This window comes from Streptomyces sp. NPDC110618, from assembly GCF_055657065.1.
In genome coordinates, this window is sequence record NZ_JBVKBN010000015.1 from 126,459 (window position 1) to 145,049 (window position 18,591).

The following is an 18,591-nucleotide window of genomic DNA, read 5'->3' on the forward strand; positions in this document are numbered from 1 at the left end:
TTGGGCGTGCGGGTCGTGAGCTGGAATCTGTGGTGGCGGTTCGGGCCGTGGCGGGAGCGGCAGAAGGCGATTCTGGAGGTGCTGCGGGAGCAGCGGCCCGACCTCGTGGGGCTCCAGGAGGTTTGGGCCGCCGACGGGGAGAACCTCGCGGAGTGGCTGGCCGCCGAGCTCGGCCTGCACTGGACCTGGGCCCCCTCCCCGGCCCCCGACCGCTGGCGGCGCCGCATAGCCGACCCCTCGGTGGACATCGGCAACGCGATACTGAGCCGCTGGCCAATCGAGGAGACGGAGATCCTGCGCCTGCCCGTACCGCCCGACCTGGACGACGGCCGCCTCGGTCTGTACGCCCGCACCGGCCCGGTGTCCTTCTTCACCGCCCATCTGACCTCCGCCCCGAACGCCTGCGAGGTACGGCGCCAACAGGCCGCCGCACTGGCGGAGTTCACCGACCGCGAGGGCCCCGTCGTCCTCACCGGCGACTTCAACGCAGGACCCGGATTTCCCGAACTGCTCGAACTCCGTCGGTGTTTCCGCGACGCCTGGGAGGAAGCCGCGCCCTCGACCCCGGGCGAGACCTGGGACTGGGACCCCCGACTCCCGTACCGCCAGGGGCCCCGACAGACGGAACGGATCGATTTCGTGCACCTCGCCGGTCCGGTCACCGCACGGCACGCGCACCGCGCCGGGGACCGCCCGGTGGAGGGCGTCTGGCCCTCCGACCACGCCGCGGTCGTCGCCGACCTGGTGTGCTAACTTCCGGCGACCATGACAGTGATCGCCAGTACGAAGTCCCGGATCGCCCTCGCCATCGCCCTGGCCGCCGCGGGGGCACTGGCCTTCGTCCTGGTCACGAGGGGTTCGACCACCGAATACGGCACCGACCATCGTGCGATCACGGTCGAGAAGGGCGAGGACTTCACCCTCAAGGTCCCGGCCCGCCCGTACATCGGCGAGCACTGGTTCCTGGCCGAGCCGAAGCCCGACGCCGACGTCCTCGACTACCGGGGCACCCACGAGGACATCGAGGGCGCACCCGAGGGCATCGTGGGCGGCGGCGACGGCACGGCGTACTTCGACTTCACGGCCCGTTCCACGGGAACGACCACGGTGACCCTCCTCCACTGCCCCATGGCCCGCTGCGGCAGCCTCGCCCAGGCCCAGGCGACCACCCCGCCCGTACCGACAGCACCGGAGACAGCGGAACCGGCCGACGAACCGGCCTACTTCCAGTACAAGATCACGGTCCGGTAAGCCCAACTCCCTCAGGGGCGCGGGGAACTGCGCGACCGGCCCCCACCGGCCGGCAGACGAGGTACGTGTACGCCGGGCAAGGCATCGATGGGCGTCTCGTCGACTCCCTAAAGGGGCGCGGGGAACTGCGCGATCAACCCCCACCGGCCCGCAGACGAAGAACTCGCAAAAGGGTCGCTATCGACTTCTCACGCCACCCCCGCTACAGATAACGCATGCGCCTTGCCGTCACGATCTTCCTCACCGACGAGACGATCACCCCCACCCGGCTCGCCCGCGAGCTGGAGCAGCGCGGGTTCGCCGGGCTCTACCTGCCCGAGCACACCCACATCCCCGTGGAGCGGAGCACGCCGTACCCGGCGGGCGGGGACCTGCCGCCCGAGTACGGCCGTACCCTCGACCCCTTCGTCGCCCTCGGCCAGGCCGCCGCCGTCACCCAGCGGCTAGGTCTCGGCACCGGCATCACCCTGGTCGCCCAGCACGACCCGATCGCCCTGGCCAAGCAGATCGCCACGCTCGACCACCTCTCCGACGGCCGTTTCACCCTCGGCCTCGGCTTCGGCTGGAACAAGGAGGAGGCCGCCGACCACGGCGTGGAGTGGCGCACGAGGCGCGACCTCGTACAGGACCGCATGGCGCTCATGCGCGCGCTGTGGGCGGAGGAACCGACCGCCCACGAGGGCGAGTTCGGTTCCGTCCGTGCCTCCTACGCCTTCCCCAAGCCGGCGCAGAAGCCGCGCGGCCCGGTCACCGGCCCCCGCACACTCGTCGGCGGCGCCGCCGGACCGAAGCTGTTCTCCCACATCTGCGCGTACGCCGACGGCTGGATGCCCATCGGCGGGCGCGGCCTGACCGACACCCTGCCCGTGCTGCGCGCCGCCTGGGCCGACGCGGGCCGCGACCCGGCGGCGCTGCAAGTAGTGCCGTACGCCATCTACCCGAGCGAAGGAAAGCTCGCCCACTACGCGGACCTCGGTATCGAGGAGGTCGTCGCGCAGTTGCCGCCGGGCGGGGAGTCCGAGGTGCTGCGGGTGCTGGACGACTACGCGGCCTTCCTCGGCTGACCTGATCACTTCGACCGTATGCTCGAAGGATGACGATTTCGGCGACGAACGGACCCGGCCCGACCGAGAACGCCATGCGTCGCGCCCTGAAACGGGCCCGGGACGGCGTCGCCCTGGACGTGACGGAGGCGGCGGTCCTGCTCCAGGCGCGCGGCGCGGACCTGGTGGACCTCGCCGCGTCCGCCGCGCGGGTGCGCGACGCGGGACTTGAGGCGGCGGGCCGCGCGGGCGTCATCACGTACTCCAAGAGCGTCTTCGTCCCGCTCACCCGGCTGTGCCGGGACAAGTGCCACTACTGCACCTTCGTCACCGTCCCCGGCAAGCTGCGCCGCGCCGGGCACGGGATGTTCATGTCCCCGGACGAGGTCCTGGACATCGCCCGCAAGGGCGCCGCCCTCGGCTGCAAGGAAGCCCTCATCACCCTCGGCGACAAGCCCGAGGACCGCTGGCCGGAGGCCAGGGAGTGGCTGGACGCGCACGGCTACGACGACACCATCGCCTACGTCCGCGCGATCTCCATCCGCATCCTGGAGGAGACCGGCCTGCTGCCCCACCTCAACCCGGGCGTCATGAGCTGGACCGACTTCCAGCGCCTGAAGCCCGTCGCGCCCTCCATGGGCATGATGCTGGAGACCACGGCGACCCGCCTGTGGTCCGAGCCCGGCGGCCCGCACTACGGCTCCCCGGACAAGGAACCGGCCGTGCGTCTGCGGGTGCTGGAGGACGCGGGCCGCTCCTCCGTCCCCTTCACCTCCGGCATCCTCATCGGCATCGGGGAGACGTACGAGGAACGCGCCGAGTCCCTGTTCGCGCTGCGCAAGATCGCCCGCGCCTACCACGGCATCCAGGAACTGATCATCCAGAACTTCCGCGCCAAACCGGACACGGCGATGCGCGGCATGCCGGACGCGGAACTCGACGAACTCGTCGCCACGGTGGCCGTCGCCCGGCACATCATGGGTCCCTCCGCCTGCCTCCAGGCCCCGCCGAACCTGGTGGACGCCGAGTACGAGCGGCTGATCGGCGCCGGCATCGACGACTGGGGCGGGGTCTCCCCGCTGACCATCGACCACGTCAACCCCGAGCGCCCGTGGCCGCAGATCGAGGAGCTGGCCGAGCGCTCCCGCGCCGCCGGTTTCGAACTGCGTGAACGCCTCTGCGTCTACCCGGAGTTCGTCACCCGCGGCGAGCCCTGGCTGGACCCCCGGCTGCGCCCGCACGTGTCGGCGCTGGCCGACCCGGAGACGGGCCTCGCCCGCCCGGACGCGGTGGTCGAGGGGCACCCCTGGCAGGAGCCGGAGGAGGCCTTCGAGGCGAGCGGCCGTACCGACCTGCACGCCACCATCGACACCGAGGGCCGCACCTCCGACCGCCGCGACGACTTCGACGAGGTCTACGGCGACTGGGGCGCCCTGCGCGAGGCCGCCGCCCCCGGAATGGCCCCGGAGCGCATCGACACCGACGTACGGCAGGCGCTGGCCACCGCCGCCGACGACCCCACGAAACTCACCGACGCCGAGGCGCTGGCGCTGCTGCACGCCGACGGCCCGGCACTGGACGCGCTCACGCGGATCGCGGACGACGTCCGCAGGGCAGCGGTCGGGGACGACGTGACGTACATCGTCACCCGGAACATCAACTTCACCAACGTCTGCTACACCGGCTGCCGCTTCTGCGCCTTCGCCCAGCGCCGCACCGACGCCGACGCCTACACCCTCTCCCTGGAGCAGGTCGCCGACCGCGCCCAGCAGGCGTGGGACGTGGGCGCGGTGGAGGTCTGCATGCAGGGCGGCATCCACCCCGACCTGCCCGGCACCGCCTACTTCGACATCGCGCGGGCGGTGAAGGAACGGGTCCCCGGCATGCACGTCCACGCCTTCTCCCCGATGGAGGTCGTCAACGGCGCCACCCGCACCGGCATGTCCATCCGCGAGTGGCTGACGGCGGCCAAGGAGGCGGGCCTGGACTCCATCCCGGGCACGGCGGCGGAGATCCTGGACGACGAGGTCCGCTGGGTGCTCACCAAGGGCAAGCTGCCCACCGCCACCTGGATCGAGGTCGTCACCACCGCCCACGAGCTGGGCATCCGCTCCTCCTCGACGATGATGTACGGCCATGTCGACCAGCCCCGCCACTGGCTCGGCCACCTGCGCACCCTGTCCCGCATCCAGCAGGAGACCGGCGGCTTCACGGAGTTCGTGACGCTCCCCTTCATCCACACCAACGCCCCGGTCTACCTGGCCGGCATCGCCCGCCCCGGCCCCACGATCCGCGACAACCGTGCGGTGACCGCGATGGCCCGCCTGCTGCTCCACCCGCACATCCCCAACATCCAGACCAGCTGGGTCAAGCTCGGCACGGAGGGCGCGGCGGAGATGCTCCGCTCCGGTGCCAACGACCTCGGCGGCACCCTCATGGAGGAGACGATCTCCCGCATGGCGGGCTCCTCCTACGGCTCCTACAAGTCGGTCAAGGATCTGGTCGCGGTCGCCGCGGCGGCGGGGCGCCCGGCCCGGCCGCGCACCACGCTCTACGGCGAGGTCCCCGAGGAGCGGCAGCGGGCGGCGGCGCGGTCGGACGGGCACCTGCCGGAGCTGCTGCCGGTACTGGACTGAGGGGCCGGGCGGCCGGCGCCGGGGCGTACCCGGTGCCGGACTGAGGAGGAGAGGCGGACCCACGGGGCAGTACGATGATCCGAACCTGTCGGTGAGTCGAGGAGATCCGAGCAGTGCCTGCCCCGAAGGTCTGGGTGACCGGTCTGACGGTAGGGGCGACAGCAATCGTGGTCGCCCTCGCCGTACAGGCCGACAAGGGTCCCAAGCCCACGGTCTCGGCCGCGCCGCGGCCGAGCGCGTCCGCCACGGCCGACCCCAAGCCGGCCGAGTCCCCGAAGTCCAAGCGGGTCCCGGACGGCTCCGGCACCGGCCGCCGCATCGTGTACTCGCTCGGCGAGAACCGGGTCTGGCTCGTCGACGCGAGCGAGGCCACACGCCGCACGTTCGCGGTGTGGCCCGGCACCGTCGACCCCGACCCCGGCAAGTACACCGTCGGGCAGCGCACCGAGGACCCGATCACCGGGTCGGACGGCGTCAAGATCGAGCACGTGGTGTACTTCGCCGTGAAGTCCGGCGTGAACGTCGCCTTCTCCAACGCCGTGGACGGCTCCTCGCCGCCCCCGCCCGCGGACGGGGCCCGTACGGGCGGTATCCGCATGTCGGACAAGGACGGCTCGGCGCTGTGGGCGTTCGGGACGGCGGGGACGACGGTCACGGTCGTCAAGTAGGACGAGTGACGAGCGGTGAGCGGTGAGTGACTAGTAACGGGGGTTTGAGATCGTGGGTGTTGTGGTTCTGTCGGTGCTGCTCGCGCTGGTGGTCCTCGGCTGTGTCTGCGTGGTGTGGACGGGCCGGGGCACGGCCCCGCGCTGGGCGCGCGTCGCGGCGGCCGTGACGCGGGGCGCGGGCGAGCTGCTGTACGTCCTGATGAAGTCCAACAGGCGTTCCAGCAGGAGCGGCAGCAGCAATAGCAGCGACTCGGACGACTGACCGCGGGCGCTACGCCTCCGACGTCCCCGGCAGATGGTTGACCAGCAGCACGACGCCGCTGAAGACGAACACCCGGGTCGCCGCGTCCAGCCCGTTCCAGTCCCCGGACTGCCACATCGCGAACCACTCACCCCCGATCGCGATGAACCCGGCGCCGAACAGCAGCATCACCATCAGCAGCCCGTACGTCGACCAGCGCCGGGCGACCCGGTCGCCGTCGCGGAACCAGAGCCAGGTGCCGTATATGAGGACGAGCGCGGCGACGGTCTCCCAGACGATGATGGCGACGTACGCCGTGTCCTGGAGCCCCTTGCTGGTGATGGCCCGCCACATCAGGTCGTCGTCCTTGAACGTGGTGTCCATCGCCAGGACATGCCGCACGAAGTCCCGGTTCGTGTCGAAGTCCGTGATGTTCCCGAAGGCGACGAGGGCCATGTAGAGGGCGATGCTCGCGGTGAGCAGGGTGGCGGCGAGACGGAGGGCGTTGCGTGGGGGTGTGGTGGCCATGCCGATCATTTTCCCTGTACGGACCGCACCCCGCCGTACGCATTGAGCCACATTGACGGTCAACCGCCACAGCGAGGGGACGCACGGGGATGGCACAGCCGCCGGAGGACCGGTTCGTCGGCCGGGAAGCGGAACGAGCCGCCTTCCTGGGCAACTTGGAGCTCGACGCGGGCGCCCCGGACCGCCGCGCCCGCTTCCATGCGCACGGCCCGTCCGGTGTCGGGAAATCCTTCCTGGTCGAGGAGTTCAAGCGGCTCGCGCGTGAACGCGGGGCGCTGACCGCGTACGTCGACGAGGACGCGGCAAGCGTGCCGGACGCGCTGGAGATGATCTGCCGTCAGTTCGCCGCGCAGGGGCGCCGGATGAAACCGCTGGAGCGGCGGCTGGCCGAGTACCGGGAGCGGCGCCGGGAGGCGGAGGCGGCGCTGCGGGCGCAGGACGGCGGACCGGAGCCCACGTCGCCGGGCAGCCGGGCGGTCGCCGAACTGGGCCTGGGGGTCCTGGAGTCGGCGGTACCGGGCGGCGCCCTGCTGGGCCGGGCGCTGCCGGCCGACCTGGTCGCCCAGGGAGCGGACCGGCTGCGAGCCGGCCTGAGCAGCCGCTTCCGCAACGCCGACGACATCGACCTGGTCCTGCACCCGGAGTCGGCGCTGACGCCGGTGTTCCTCCGGGAGCTGAGGTCGGCCGCCTCCGGGGCGCCGTGGACGGTCCTGTTCTTCGACACGTACGAACGCACGGGGCCCTTCCTGGACGGGTGGCTGCACGGCCTGTTCCGCAAGCGGGACGAGCACGGTGACGTGCCCGGGAACCTGGTCGTGGTCACCGCGGGCCAACTGCCCCTGCCGACGGGCCGCTGGACCGGCGCGGTGGAACTCCCACTGGCCCCCTTCACCGACGCGGAGACGCGCCAACTGCTCGCCGGGCGGGGCGTGCTGGCCGAACCGGTCGTGGCCGAGGTGCAGCGGGTGACGGGCGGCCTGCCCGTGCTGGTGTCGACCCTCGCCGAGAAGAGACCGGACGGCCCGGAACAGATCGAGGACCCGAGCGCGGACGCCGTGGAACGCTTCCTGCGCGCCGAGCCCGAGGTCCGCCACGACGTGGCCCAACTCTGCGCGCTCCCGCGCCGCCTGGACGGCGACGTCTTCCGGGTCCTGGTCGACCTGCCGGACGGCGAACTGGGCGCTCACTACCGGTGGTTGCGGGGGCTGCCCTTCGTGGGGGAGCGGGGCGGCCGCGTCCGCTACCACGAGGTCGTACGGGCCCCGATGCTCCGCCAGGAACGGCTGCACTTCCCGCGCCGCTGGCGGGAACGGCACCGGCGGCTGGCGGCGGCCTTCGCGGAGTGGCGGGAGGACGTGGCGGACGGCAGGGCCGAGCACGACCTCTCGGCCGGCCTGTGGGCGGACGAGGAGTGGCGGGAACTGCGCCTGGAGGAGACCTACCACCAGCTCTGCGCCCGCCCGTCGGCCCACCTCGCGGACGCACTCGGGCTGCTCGTGGCGGCCTGCGGCGTGGACCGGGCCGAGGGCCGCCGCTGGGCGCGCATGCTCCAGGACGCGGGCACCGATGCCGACCACGCCGGGTCGGCCGACTGGGGCCGCGAGCTGGGCGAGGCCCTGGACGCGGACAACGGCGTGGCCCGAGCCCTGGACCTGCTGCTGCTCCGCCCGGGCCTGGCCCCGCACGGCCGGGCGGAGGCCCACGCCCTGCGCGGCCGGGAGTGGCGCCGCGAGGGGGAGTACGCGCGGGCACTGGAGGAGTACGACCGAGCCCTGGAACTCGACCCCGACGCACCCCTCGCCCACTACGGCAAGGGCCTGACGCTCCAGCTGACGGACGACTACCCCGCCGCCCTGGCCGCCTTCGACCGGGCCGACGCACTGTCCCCCGACACGGCGTGGATCATCGCCGAGCGAGCCGAGACCCACCGCCTGGCCGGCCACCACGAGCAGGCCCTGACCGCCTACGACCGCGCCCTCGCCCTCGACCCGACCGACGCGGACGCCCTGACAGGCAGGGCGGTGTGCCGGCATGTGCTCGGGCAGTACGACGAGGCACTGGCCGACTTCAACCGCTCGTACGCGATCGACGACAGCCTCTTCACGCTGGTCCGCCGGGCCCGGCTGCGCTACACGCGCGGCGAACCGGCGCAGGCGGACGCCGACTTCGACCTGGCGGCGGCCCGCGCCCCCGACGTGGCGTGGATCGCCTCGGAACGCGGCGACCACTACCGCCTGACGGGCCGCCACGAGGAGGCGGTCGCGGAACTGGGCCGCGCGATCGAGCTGAAACCCGACTACCCGTCGGCGCTGGCCAGCCGGGGCGCGGCGCTGGGCGAACTGGGCCGACCCGAGGAGGCGCTGGCGGACCTGGACCGCGCGATCGCCTTGGAGCCCGACTACACCTGGGCCCTGGTGATGCGGTCCCGCGCGAAGTTCGTACTGGGCGACGAGGCGGGCATGTTCGCCGACCTGGACGCGGCGGTGGCGGCGGAGCCGGACGCGTTCTGGATCCGCCGCGAGCGCGCCATCCAGTACCTGGAGGCGGGCCGCCGGGAGGAGGCGTCGGCGGCCCTGCGGGACTGCCTGTCCCGCGAACCCGAGGACGCCAACTCCTGGGCCATCCTCGGCGAACTCCACCGCCTCCGGGGCGAGTACGAGGAGGCCCTACGCCACCTCGACCACGCCCTCTCCCTGTCCCCGGACTACGGCTACGCCTACGCCGAACGCGCCCGGGTGTACGTGGCGTTGGGGCGTACGGAGGAGGCGCGGGCGGATCTGGAGCGCAGCCCTACGCGGGACGGGAGCTGAGGAAGGCGGTCCAGGCGGTGGGGGTGACGGTGAGGTGGGGGCCGTCCTGGTGCTTGGAGTCGCGGATGTGGATGGTGGGGGTGGCTGTGGGTGTCCGGGACAGGGCGACCTCTACGCAATCGGGGCCGTCATTGCCGCTGTGGCTGCTCTTTGTCCAGGTCAGCGGGCTGGCGGGGGCTACGGCGACCTCGACGCAGTCCGCCTCGTCGGCACCGCTGTAGCTGCTCTTGACCCACGTCAGCGGGGTGATCGGCGTCATGCCTCCTCCGGCGTCTTCGCGTTATGCGGGGCGGGAGTTGAGGAAGGCGGTCCAGGCGGTCGGGTTGATGGTGAGGTGGGGGCCGTCTTGGTGCTTGGAGTCGCGGATGTGGATGGTGGGGGTTGCTGTGGGGGATATCGCGACCTCTACGCAATCAGGGCCGTCATTGCTGCTGTAGCTGCTCTTGAACCACGTCAAGGGGGTGGTGGGTGTCATGTCTCCTCCAGCACCTTTTCGATGAAGGCCAGTGACTCCCGAGGATTGAGAGCCTGCGCTCGGATCATTCCATAGCGCATCTCCAAGATCTGGACGTCTCGGGGATCGCTGATCACTCGGCTGTGCAACTGAGCCTCGGAGTGTCCGAGGGTCTTCCCGCCTCGCAGCTTCAGCAGCCGGAACGGCCCGCCCATGCCCGCGTGGTCCTCGCGATCGGTCGGCATGACCTGGATCGACACATGGCGTAACTTGCCGATCTCCAGCAGGTGTTCGAGCTGCTTCCGCAGCACCATTGTGCTCCCGATGGGCCGCCGCAGTGTCACCTCTTCTTGGACAAAGGTGAGCAGGGCCGGGGGCGTTCGCTCGAAGATGCGTTGCCGTGCCATGCGGGCAGTCACGAGCCGCTCCATCTCCTCCTCCGAGTAGCCGGGACGCCGCATTGCGAACAGCGCCCGCGCGTACTCCGGGGTCTGGAGCAGGCCGTGCATGTTGTGGTTGGCATAGGCGCCCATCTCGAACGCCTCGTCCTCCAGCTTCGTCAGATCCCGAACGTTCTTCGGATAGCGGGCGTGCTCCACATCCTTCTTCATCGCCGCGAGCTTGCCGCCCGCGCCCAGGACTTCGTCCGCGCGGTCCAGGAAGTCCGGCTGGGGAATGCGCTTCGCGCGCTCCACCGCCGAGATCATGTCCTCGCCGTAGCCGATCGCGTCCCCGAGTTCGGTCTGCTTCAGCCCCGCCGCTTCCCGCCACAGCTTGATCTGCCGGCCGACGGCCCGGAGTACCGCCTCGGCCTCTTCGTCCTCCATGCGCACCTCCTGAAACAGAGCGTAAGGAGACCGAACACACTCAGTGACGGAAGTCCGAAAAATCAAACCACTCCCGCCCACCAACGCCCACTCGGTGCACAATCCGCATAACATTCCGCCCCTGAACCGACCGTTCCTGGTCGATTACAGTGCTGGTCGTGGGTGCGACAGTGGGTGCCGTCTGGGGCCGCCCCGAGCAGCAGGACTTCCGTAGCAGAGTCCGGGGCACGATGCTCGGCGCGGCGGTCGGTGATGCCCTCGGCGCCCCCGTGAACGGCCTGAGCCTGGCGCAGATCAGGGAGGCGTACGGCGCCGAGGGCCTGGTGGACCTGGCCCCGGCCTACGGCAGACGCGGCGCGGTGACGCACCTCACCCAGCTGACCCTCTTCTCGGTGGACGGCTTGATCCGGGCGCAGGTGCGCAGGGATACCGGCGCCTGGCACCCGCCGACCGACCTGCACCGCGCGTACCTGCGGTGGGCGGCGACGCAACGGGACTGGGGCCCGGACGAGCGCCGCAAGGAGGACGGCTGGTTGGCCCGCGAGGAGTGGCTGTACGCGAGACGGGACGCGTCGCGCTCGCTGCTGATTGGCCTGGGCGACGACATGATGGGCACGCTGGACGCCCCGAAGAACCCGGGTGAGGCCGGGCCGGAGGCGGCGGTGCGGTCGGCGCCGTTCGGGCTCTTGGTGGGGTGGGAGCCGCAGCTCGTGGCGCAGCTCGCGATCGAGTGCGCGGCGCAGACGCATGGGCACCCGGTGGGGTACCTGACGGCGGGCGCGTACGCGGTGCTGGTGCACGCGCTGGCGTGCGGCGAGTCCATGGACGGCGCGATCCAGCGCACGCTGGGCATGCTGGCGTCCCGTCCCGGCCACGAACCGGTCTCCCAGGCACTCCAGCACGCGCTGGGGGCGGTACGTCAGGGGAGACCCGCGCCGGAACGGGTGGGCGAGCTGATGGCCGGGGCGCAGGGGGAGGGTGTCCTGGCCGCGGCGGTGTACTGCGCGCTGGTGGGCGAGGACGTACGGCACGGTCTGTGCCTGTCGGCCAACCACGACGGTCCGTCGGCGGCGACGGCGGCGCTGACGGGGGGCCTGCTCGGGGCGATGCACGGTGAGACGGCACTGCCGCCGGCGTGGCTGGCGGAGCTGGAGGGCCGCCCCACGATCCTGGAACTCGCGGACGACTTCGCGATGGAGATGACCCAGGGCTCGGCGCTGCACGGCCCTGGGGGCTCGTCGCCGGGCTGGCTGGCCCGCTACCCCCGCTAGGGAATCTCGCCCCCGCCGCCCCTACAGCCACCGCCGCGAAACCGCCGCAGCTGCGGGCAGCGGCACCGCCCAGCCCGCGTAGCTGCGGGCAGTCGTGCCTCCCCCAGAGGGGGGACCCCCAGGCGGCACGGGTGGGCGCAGCGGCACCCCGCAAGCGCGGGCGAGCGCACCCACCCCGGCCCCAGCCACCGCCGACGGTCAGTCGGACGTCGCCGTCGGAACAGCGCCCGCCCCCGCAGGCGCCGGTACCGCCGCCACCCCGTCCCCGTCGGTGTTCACCTTGTCGATGATCGCCAGCCGCTCCGGCGTGTCCTCCGGCTTGATGTACCCGACCAGCACGTACAGCACCAGCGACACCGCCAGCGGGATGGACACCTGGTACTGCAGCGGCACCCCGCCCTCCACGCTCCAGCTGATCGGATAGTTCACCAGCCAGAACGTCACCAGACCGATCGACCAGCTCGTCAGCGCCGCCGTGGGCCCGGAGCGGCGGAACGGGCGGAGCAGACCCAGCATCATCGGGATCGCCATCGGACCCATGAGCCCGGCCACCCACTTGATCACGACCGTGATGATGTCCCCGAACGTCGGCGAGTTGACCTGCGTGGCGGCCGCCATGGACAGGCCCAGGAAGACCACGGTCGTGATCCGGGCCACCCGCAGCCCCTGCCCCTCGCTCCAGGCCCGCGCCCGCCGCCACACCACCGGCGCACAGTCCCGTGTGAACACCGCCGCGATGGCATTCGCGTCCGAGGAGCACATGGCCATGGTGTGGGAGAAGAAGCCCACGATCACCAGGCCCAACAGCCCGTGCGGCAGGAGCTGTTCCGTCATCAGCCCGTAGGAGTCGGAGCCGTCCGGCTTCTGCGACTCCACCAGCAGCGGGGACATCCACATCGGGAAGAACAGCACCAGCGGCCAGACCAGCCACAGCGCGGCGGACAGCCGGGCCGACCGCTCCGCCTCCCGGGCGCTCGGCGTGGCCATGTACCGCTGCGCCTGGTTGAGCATGCCGCCGTTGTACTCGAACAGCTTGATGAAGAGGAAGGCGAGCAGGAACACCGTCCCGTACGGCCCCACCAGCGGCTTGTCGTGCCCCTGGAGCGCCGGCTCGTCCCAGGCGCCGAAGAATCCGATCCCCTTGTCGTCGAGTTCGACGACCACGGCGATGAACATCGCTATACCGGCGAGGAGTTGGATGACGAACTGCCCCAACTCGGTCAGCGCGTCCGCCCACAGCCCGCCGATCGTGCAGTACACGGCGGTGATCGTGCCGGTGATGAGGATGCCCTGGTTCAGGGAGATCCCGGTGAACACGGACAGCAGTGTCGCGATCGCCGCCCACTTCGCGCCCACGTCCACGATCTTCAGCAGCATCCCGGACCAGGCCAGCGCCTGCTGCGTCTTCAGGTCGTACCGGTTCTTCAAGTACTCCAGCGGGGACGCCACATGCAGCCGGGAGCGGAGCCGGTTGATGCGTGGCGCGAACAGCTTCGAGCCGATGGCGATGCCCAGTGCGATGGGGAAGGACCAGGTCACGAAGGAGGTGACGCCGTAGGTGTAGGCGATGCCCGCGTACCCCGTGAACATCACCGCGCTGTAGCCGGACATATGGTGCGAGATCCCGGAGAGCCACCACGGCATCTTGCCGCCGGCCGTGAAGAAGTCGCTCACGTTGTCCACGCGTTTGTGGGACCAGATGCCGATCGCCACCATCACGCCGAAATAGCCGATGAGCACGGCCCAGTCGAGACCGTTCATGTGCGCCCTCCCAGGGGTTCAGCCCGGCGCTCATCGTCAGTGCAGTCTCGTGAACACGACAAGTGAGCGGAAGGTCAAAGGGAGGTAAAAGTATTCGAGATGATGGCTTCAGTTCACGGATATGAACTCATCGCATCAGCTCACCCGCGTTGACCAGCAGTGATTGGCCGGTGATCGCCCGCGCCCGGTCCGACACCAGGAACACCGCCGCGTCCGCCACGTCACCGTCCGTGGCCAGTTCCGGCAGCGCCATCCGGTCCGTCAGCCGCTTCAGCACCTCCGGCTCACCGAGCCCCTCCGACTGCGCCGCGAACCGCACGTACGCCTGCACCGGCGGTCCCCACATCCAGCCCGGCAGCACGGTGTTGACCCGGATCCGGTCCGGCCCCAGCTCTCGCGCCAGCGAGTACATCGCGCTGGTCAGCGCCCCCTTGGACGCCGCGTACGCCGCCTGCCGCACCTGCGAGGGTGCCGCCACCGCCGACTGCGTCCCGATGAACACCACCGACCCGCCCCGCTCCTTCAGCGAGGGCAGACACGCCCGCGTCATCCGCAGCGAGCCGAGCAGATTCACGTCCAGCACCGATTGCCAGGTCGCAAAGTCCGCGTCCGCGAGCCCGCCGAAGTAGCTGTCCAGCGCGGCCACATGGACGACCCCGTCGATCCGGCCGAACCGCTCCACCGCCAGCCCCGCCAGCGCCTCGCACTGCGACTCGTCGGTGATGTCGGTCCTCCGGTACGCCGTGTGCGCCCCGCCCGGGTCGATCTCGGCCGCGCTCTTCGCGAGGTTGGCCTCCGTGCGCGCCCCGAGAACCGCGTTCCCGCCGTCCCGCACGACCGCCGCCGCGACCTGGTGCCCGAGCCCGGGCCCCACCCCCGACACGATCACGGTTCTGCCCGTGAGCAGTGACATCCGGACACCTCCTGAGAGCCGTATCTGACGGAGCGTCAGAATAGAGGTGGCCGCCGCAAAGGGGAACGGGCGCTCAGCCCTCTCGAAGGTCCACCACCAGCCCGGGCCGCGGTGGTGACGGTGGAGCCGAACTCCCGGCGTCCGACGACGGCTCCGGAGCCGTCCTCGGCGGATCAGGCCGAGGACCCGGAGAACTCCAGCCGGAACTCCAACTGCCCGTCCCCGGTGCTGCCCCGCGCGGTCAGGTCCGCGCCGCCGGCGTCGACCTTTCCGTCGAGCGTCGTGCCCTCGGCCAGGGCGTGCGGGAAGCCGCCCGGCATGTCACCGAACTCGGGACGGCAGGCCATCAGGGGACTGGGCCAGTTGAGCAGGTTCAGGGCGACGGCCTCCTCGGTGTGCGGGTCGGTGAGCCGTCCGCTCAGCTGCCCGTCGCTCCACTCCAACTCCCAGTAGGTGAGCAGGAGGTTGGGGTCCCGGGGGTTGCCCGCCAGGTCCTGGCTCGAACCGGTGCTGACGGCCGACGACCAGAAGGACAGCGCGCCCGCCTCGGACGGCTGCCCCACCGCGAACAGCAGCGAGAACGGGTTCGCCTCGGTCTCGCCCCCGCCGCCGCGCGGCTCGCCGAGGTCCAGGGTGGTGTTCAGGGAGTACGTCTTGGACTGCGAGAGCTGCCGCGAACCGTCCAGCGTGCAGTAGTCGTACACGTCGACCGTGACCGACGCCGTGCCGCTGTACTTCATGCCCCACAGCGCGGCGGCCCCGGCGGGCGCGCTCAGCGGGACGTCGGCCGTGGTGGGCGCCGGGGGCGGGTCCGTGCTCTCGACGACCGTGGGACTCGGCGGCGTGGTGCCGGGCTCGCCGCTCGTGGGCGACGGCGTGGCGCTGTCCGTCGCGGGCGCGGACGAACTCTCCGCCGCCACCGACCCGGACGAACCACCGCCCGAGCACCCCGTCAGCAGCACACCGAGCAGCCCCGCGCACACACCGGCGCGCAGCGCAGCCGAAAACAAAGCCATGACCAACGCCCCCTGCCCCCACCCGGAACCTCGTACGCGAGCACCCGGGGGCAGCGATGTTACGGTCCGCGACCGTTCAACTACCCGTGATTCTCCGTTCTTTACCGTTCCGTGCCGCGCAGCTCGTCCACGTACCGGTCCGTCCCGGGAACCGTGGGGACGAACGGCGCCACGAACTGCACCTCACCCAGCCCCGAGGCCGCCACCGCCGTGTCCAGGCCGGTGAAGTGCTCCCGCCAGCCGTCGCGGGGGTCGTGCTGGAGGAACCACAGGAGAGTCAGCCGGGTTCCGACGCCCTCGACCTGCTTGACGTAGGTCATCCGGTCGCCGGGCAGGGGCGTCGGTGTGAAGACGGTGACCATGGCGGCGGGGGAGCCCGCCAGGCGCTTGGGCAGGTGGTCCTCGCGCAGCCATGCGAGCAGGTCGGCGCGTCCGTCGGGGGAGTGGGCGTCGACGACCTCGACGACGAGTCCGGCGTAGGGGTGGTCGAGGGCGTGGATGTCGCGCGGGCCGCCGTCGCCGTCGCGGTAGACGGTCACCGCGTGGTCCTGGAAGGCGGTGAAGACATGCGTGCGGTCCTGGAAGACGCGGTGGTCGCGGTTGAGGCGCTTGTTGATGCCGACGGTCCAGCGCATGTGCTCGGCGTAGCGGCCGGCGGTGATCCAGTAGACGGATATGTAGCAGCCCGCCGTCACCGGCTGCGCCACGCGGGAGGTCCCGGGGTAGCGCAGGAGCTGGAGGTCGCGGGTGGCGACCCAGCGGCGTCCGGCGAACATCCAGGGCATGGCCATCGCGCCCGCGATGAAGTGGTCGTCCTCGTACCAGCGGTTGTAGGCACGCTCCCGGCCGGGATGCGGCTCGACCATGGTGATCAGGGCGTGCCCGAGGCCGGGACCGTAGGGGCCGACGGCGGCGAGTTCGGCGTAGCCGCGGAGGCGGGTGTCGTCCGCGTGCGGCGGCTGACTGCGGGTGTCGTCTGCGTGCGGCGGCTGACCGTGGGTGTCGTCTTCTGTCATGCCTCCGGTGTAGCTGACGGAGCGTCAGATGAGGAGACCCATGCCCGCTTCGGTCCCGCCCGTCCGGGGTGCTACCTCAGCTCGTCCGGGCAGGGGGTCCCGCGCGGCACGTCGTAGGGCGCGGCCAGCCGGTAGGTGCCCGCCTTCGGGGCCACCAGCATGGTCCACTTGTCGCCCAGCGCGTCCTCCTCGGTCTCCATCAGACAGCCGTGGACGTTGTCGTACGTCTTCGGCTCGCCCTCCGGACGCTCCTTGGAGGCCTCCGTCTCCTCCGGAGGGTCGAGCTTGTCGCCCTTCTCGTCGACGATGCTCAGCCACGGCGAGTACGGGATCCGGATCAGCACCCGGCCCGGCTTGGTCACCCGCATCGTCCACTCGCCCTGGTCCGCCCGCTCCACCACCGTGTTCGGCTCGGCCAGCGGCGCCGGGTCCAGCACCTTGAACAGCTGCCAGTTGGCGTCGCCCCACACCTGCTTCAGATACGGCATCCCGCGCTGCACCAGCTCCCGCTCGCGCTGCCCGCCGTCGCCGTCGGGCTCGTCCTTGGGCAGCACCACGTAGTGCACCGCCCACCGCTTGAGCCACTCCCGGTAGTTCGCCGAGTTCAGGGTGTCGTCGTAGAAGAGCGGGTTGCGCTCCATGTCGGCCTGGCGGTTCCAGCCGCGGGCCAGGTTCACGTACGGCGCCAGCGCGGAGGCCTCGCGGTGGGAGGCGGCCGGGACGACCTCCACCCGGCCCTTCTCGGCGCCGACCTCCTGCAACTCGTTGACCAGCGGCGCCAGCTCACGGGCCCAGGAGGCGGCCGGGGTGGTGTGCACGATGTCGATCACCGTCTTCACCCCGATCCACACCGTGAACCCGGTGATCGCCAGCACCGTCGCCCACCACTTGCGCGAGCGCGGCACCGTGAACGGCAGCGCCGTCACCAGCGCCACCCCCGCGAACAGCATCGACAGCCGGGTGATGTTGGAGCCGATCTGCGAGTTGATCAGCCAGACCAGCAGCACGGCCAGCAGATAGACCGCCGAGGTCAGCCGGACCGTCGTCCACTCCTTGGGCACCAGCAGCAGCACCAGCAGCGCGGAGAGGAAGGGAAGGATCGCCGAGGTGATCGCCATCGGCTGGGTGCCGGAGAAGGGGAACAGCCACGCGGAGACGGCCACCACCGCGCTCGGCGCCAGCCCCAGCGCCCAGGCGCCGGGCCGCCGCTTCTGCAGGAACAGGGCCACCGCCACCAGACCCACGAAGAGCCCGGCCACCGGCGAGGCCATCGTCGCGAGCGCCGCCAGCGGGGCCGCGCACAGCGCCTTCGCCCACCGCTTGTAGCGCCAGCGGTACGGCCAGCAGAACACCGCCGCCACCGCGCCCAGCGCGAACATCGTGCCGAGCCCGTAGGTCACCCGGCCCGAGGCGGCGTTGCACAGCAGCGCGAACACCCCGGCCAGCGCGGCCCACAGCGGATTACGGACGACCCGGCTGCGCAGCAACACCAGGGTGAGCAGCCCCGCGGAGACGGTCCCGGCGATCATCATCGTCGTACGGACGCCCAGCACCGACATCAGGTACGGCGAGACCACGCTGTACGACACCGGGTGCATACCGCCGTACCAGGCCAGGTTGTACGCCGAGGCGGGGTGCCGTCCGACGAACTCCGCCCAGGCGTCCTGGGCCGCGAGATCGCCGCCGCTGTTCGCGAAGGTGAAGAACCAGACGATGTGCAGCACACCGGCGAGCGCGGTGATGGAGAGCACGGGGTGACGCAGCATCCGCTCACGCACGGTGAGGAGGAGTGAGGTCCGCCGCTCTTCGTCGGGCCCGTCGGGCTCGTCGGGGGTGGGCTCGGGCGGGGACTCGGATACGGTCTCGGGCACGCGTATTCGCGGGCCGGTTCCCGGGCCCGGTTCGGCTTGGTCGGCGCGCGTCGGCTCAGCGGTGGCCACCGTTAAGGCACTCCCCGTGGTGTCCTGTGTTCTGTTCTGGCCGCGTCCCGTTTCCCGCGTGTTGTCGGCCCTGTCCCTGAGGGTTCACCGATCGTGCCTTGTGGGCGACGACCTGACCCGTTTCGTGACGCTAGCACGCAGCCCGTCGGGCGGCTCCCCCGGCGGGGGCGTCCGCCGACGGGCTGCGGGCGGTGGGTGTTGCTACCTGGCTGCGCG

General features: G+C 71.3%; 17 protein-coding genes. 8 read left to right on the plus strand and 9 right to left on the minus strand.

Annotated elements, in window-relative coordinates; all coding sequences use genetic code 11:
• Positions 1–6: 6 nt before the first annotated feature.
• The 6 genes from ACZ7L7_RS24835 (at position 7) to ACZ7L7_RS24860 (ending at position 5,860) form a co-directional block, all read left to right on the plus strand.
• Positions 7–753, plus strand: coding sequence for an endonuclease/exonuclease/phosphatase family protein (locus tag ACZ7L7_RS24835; RefSeq protein WP_472077164.1), 747 nt, complete (start codon positions 7–9; stop codon positions 751–753).
• A gap of 12 nt (positions 754–765) precedes the next feature.
• Positions 766–1,251 carry a protease inhibitor I42 family protein gene (locus ACZ7L7_RS24840; protein ID WP_472077166.1) on the plus strand — a complete coding sequence of 162 codons (486 nt, stop codon included), beginning with the start codon at positions 766–768 and terminating at the stop codon, positions 1,249–1,251.
• 215 nt (positions 1,252–1,466) lie between these two features.
• Positions 1,467–2,315 carry an LLM class F420-dependent oxidoreductase gene (locus tag ACZ7L7_RS24845; protein ID WP_285516119.1) on the plus strand — a complete coding sequence of 283 codons (849 nt, stop codon included), beginning with the start codon at positions 1,467–1,469 and terminating at the stop codon, positions 2,313–2,315.
• 29 nt (positions 2,316–2,344) lie between these two features.
• The gene (locus ACZ7L7_RS24850; RefSeq protein ID WP_285516120.1) at positions 2,345–4,930 is read left to right on the plus strand and encodes a bifunctional FO biosynthesis protein CofGH; all 2,586 of its coding nucleotides are present in this window, start codon (positions 2,345–2,347) and stop codon (positions 4,928–4,930) included.
• 104 nt (positions 4,931–5,034) lie between these two features.
• Positions 5,035–5,598, plus strand: coding sequence for a hypothetical protein (locus ACZ7L7_RS24855; protein ID WP_285516167.1), 564 nt, complete (start codon positions 5,035–5,037; stop codon positions 5,596–5,598).
• A gap of 52 nt (positions 5,599–5,650) precedes the next feature.
• Positions 5,651–5,860: a hypothetical protein gene (locus tag ACZ7L7_RS24860; RefSeq protein ID WP_472077168.1), complete on the plus strand. Its 210-nt coding sequence runs from the start codon at positions 5,651–5,653 to the stop codon at positions 5,858–5,860.
• A gap of 9 nt (positions 5,861–5,869) precedes the next feature.
• Here ACZ7L7_RS24860 and ACZ7L7_RS24865 read toward each other — a convergent pair whose 3' ends face one another.
• Positions 5,870–6,367, minus strand: a complete 498-nt coding sequence (locus ACZ7L7_RS24865) for a DUF2165 domain-containing protein (protein ID WP_471592580.1) — start codon at positions 6,365–6,367, stop codon at positions 5,870–5,872.
• Positions 6,368–6,456: 89 nt separating this feature from the next.
• On the opposite strand from ACZ7L7_RS24865, the gene ACZ7L7_RS24870 reads away from it, so the two are divergent.
• Complete coding sequence (locus tag ACZ7L7_RS24870) at positions 6,457–9,177, plus strand: tetratricopeptide repeat protein (protein WP_472077170.1); 2,721 nt, start codon at positions 6,457–6,459, stop codon at positions 9,175–9,177.
• On the opposite strand, the gene ACZ7L7_RS24875 is transcribed toward ACZ7L7_RS24870, so the two are convergent.
• The 3 genes from ACZ7L7_RS24875 to ACZ7L7_RS24885 are packed head-to-tail and all read right to left on the minus strand — an operon-like array spanning position 9,158 to position 10,458.
• Entirely contained in the window at positions 9,158–9,436 is a 279-nt protein-coding gene (locus ACZ7L7_RS24875; protein ID WP_285516124.1) for a DUF397 domain-containing protein, read from the minus strand. The genes ACZ7L7_RS24870 and ACZ7L7_RS24875 overlap by 20 nt on opposite strands.
• Positions 9,437–9,457: 21 nt before the next feature.
• Positions 9,458–9,652 carry a DUF397 domain-containing protein gene (locus ACZ7L7_RS24880; RefSeq protein WP_285516125.1) on the minus strand — a complete coding sequence of 65 codons (195 nt, stop codon included), beginning with the start codon at positions 9,650–9,652 and terminating at the stop codon, positions 9,458–9,460.
• The gene (locus ACZ7L7_RS24885) at positions 9,649–10,458 is read right to left on the minus strand and encodes a helix-turn-helix domain-containing protein (RefSeq protein WP_285516126.1); all 810 of its coding nucleotides are present in this window, start codon (positions 10,456–10,458) and stop codon (positions 9,649–9,651) included. The genes ACZ7L7_RS24880 and ACZ7L7_RS24885 overlap by 4 nt, the downstream gene beginning before the upstream one ends.
• Positions 10,459–10,616: 158 nt before the next feature.
• Here ACZ7L7_RS24885 and ACZ7L7_RS24890 point away from each other — a divergent pair, with 158 nt between their 5' ends.
• Positions 10,617–11,729 carry an ADP-ribosylglycohydrolase family protein gene (locus ACZ7L7_RS24890; RefSeq protein WP_472077172.1) on the plus strand — a complete coding sequence of 371 codons (1,113 nt, stop codon included), beginning with the start codon at positions 10,617–10,619 and terminating at the stop codon, positions 11,727–11,729.
• Between the two features lie 198 nt (positions 11,730–11,927).
• Here ACZ7L7_RS24890 and ACZ7L7_RS24895 read toward each other — a convergent pair whose 3' ends face one another.
• From ACZ7L7_RS24895 to ACZ7L7_RS24915, 5 genes are all read right to left on the minus strand, one after another.
• Positions 11,928–13,490, minus strand: coding sequence for a sodium:solute symporter family protein (locus ACZ7L7_RS24895; RefSeq protein WP_472077174.1), 1,563 nt, complete (start codon positions 13,488–13,490; stop codon positions 11,928–11,930).
• Between the two features lie 127 nt (positions 13,491–13,617).
• Positions 13,618–14,403 (minus strand): SDR family oxidoreductase, encoded by a 786-nt coding sequence (locus ACZ7L7_RS24900; protein WP_472077176.1) that lies wholly within the window; start codon positions 14,401–14,403, stop codon positions 13,618–13,620.
• Positions 14,404–14,576: 173 nt separating this feature from the next.
• Entirely contained in the window at positions 14,577–15,419 is an 843-nt protein-coding gene (locus ACZ7L7_RS24905; RefSeq protein ID WP_472077178.1) for a hypothetical protein, read from the minus strand.
• Between the two features lie 101 nt (positions 15,420–15,520).
• Positions 15,521–16,435: a hypothetical protein gene (locus ACZ7L7_RS24910; RefSeq protein ID WP_472077180.1), complete on the minus strand. Its 915-nt coding sequence runs from the start codon at positions 16,433–16,435 to the stop codon at positions 15,521–15,523.
• Positions 16,436–16,506: 71 nt separating this feature from the next.
• The gene (locus tag ACZ7L7_RS24915) at positions 16,507–18,375 is read right to left on the minus strand and encodes an MFS transporter (protein WP_472077182.1); all 1,869 of its coding nucleotides are present in this window, start codon (positions 18,373–18,375) and stop codon (positions 16,507–16,509) included.
• Positions 18,376–18,591: the final 216 nt, after the last annotated feature.

Excerpts from the sequence above, each read along its gene's own strand:
- ACZ7L7_RS24865 (WP_471592580.1), bottom strand. The coding sequence starts at position 6,367 with ATGGCCACCACACCCCCACGCAACGCCCTCCGTCTCGCCGCCACCCTG.
- ACZ7L7_RS24875 (WP_285516124.1), bottom strand. The coding sequence starts at position 9,436 with ATGACGCCGATCACCCCGCTGACGTGGGTCAAGAGCAGCTACAGCGGT.
- ACZ7L7_RS24845 (WP_285516119.1), top strand. The coding sequence starts at position 1,467 with ATGCGCCTTGCCGTCACGATCTTCCTCACCGACGAGACGATCACCCCC.
- ACZ7L7_RS24870 (WP_472077170.1), top strand. The coding sequence starts at position 6,457 with ATGGCACAGCCGCCGGAGGACCGGTTCGTCGGCCGGGAAGCGGAACGA.
- ACZ7L7_RS24905 (WP_472077178.1), bottom strand. The coding sequence starts at position 15,419 with ATGGCTTTGTTTTCGGCTGCGCTGCGCGCCGGTGTGTGCGCGGGGCTG.
- ACZ7L7_RS24910 (WP_472077180.1), bottom strand. The coding sequence starts at position 16,435 with ATGACAGAAGACGACACCCACGGTCAGCCGCCGCACGCAGACGACACC.
- ACZ7L7_RS24880 (WP_285516125.1), bottom strand. The coding sequence starts at position 9,652 with ATGACACCCACCACCCCCTTGACGTGGTTCAAGAGCAGCTACAGCAGC.
- ACZ7L7_RS24850 (WP_285516120.1), top strand. The coding sequence starts at position 2,345 with ATGACGATTTCGGCGACGAACGGACCCGGCCCGACCGAGAACGCCATG.
- ACZ7L7_RS24840 (WP_472077166.1), top strand. The coding sequence starts at position 766 with ATGACAGTGATCGCCAGTACGAAGTCCCGGATCGCCCTCGCCATCGCC.
- ACZ7L7_RS24885 (WP_285516126.1), bottom strand. The coding sequence starts at position 10,458 with ATGGAGGACGAAGAGGCCGAGGCGGTACTCCGGGCCGTCGGCCGGCAG.
- ACZ7L7_RS24895 (WP_472077174.1), bottom strand. The coding sequence starts at position 13,490 with ATGAACGGTCTCGACTGGGCCGTGCTCATCGGCTATTTCGGCGTGATG.
- ACZ7L7_RS24900 (WP_472077176.1), bottom strand. The coding sequence starts at position 14,403 with ATGTCACTGCTCACGGGCAGAACCGTGATCGTGTCGGGGGTGGGGCCC.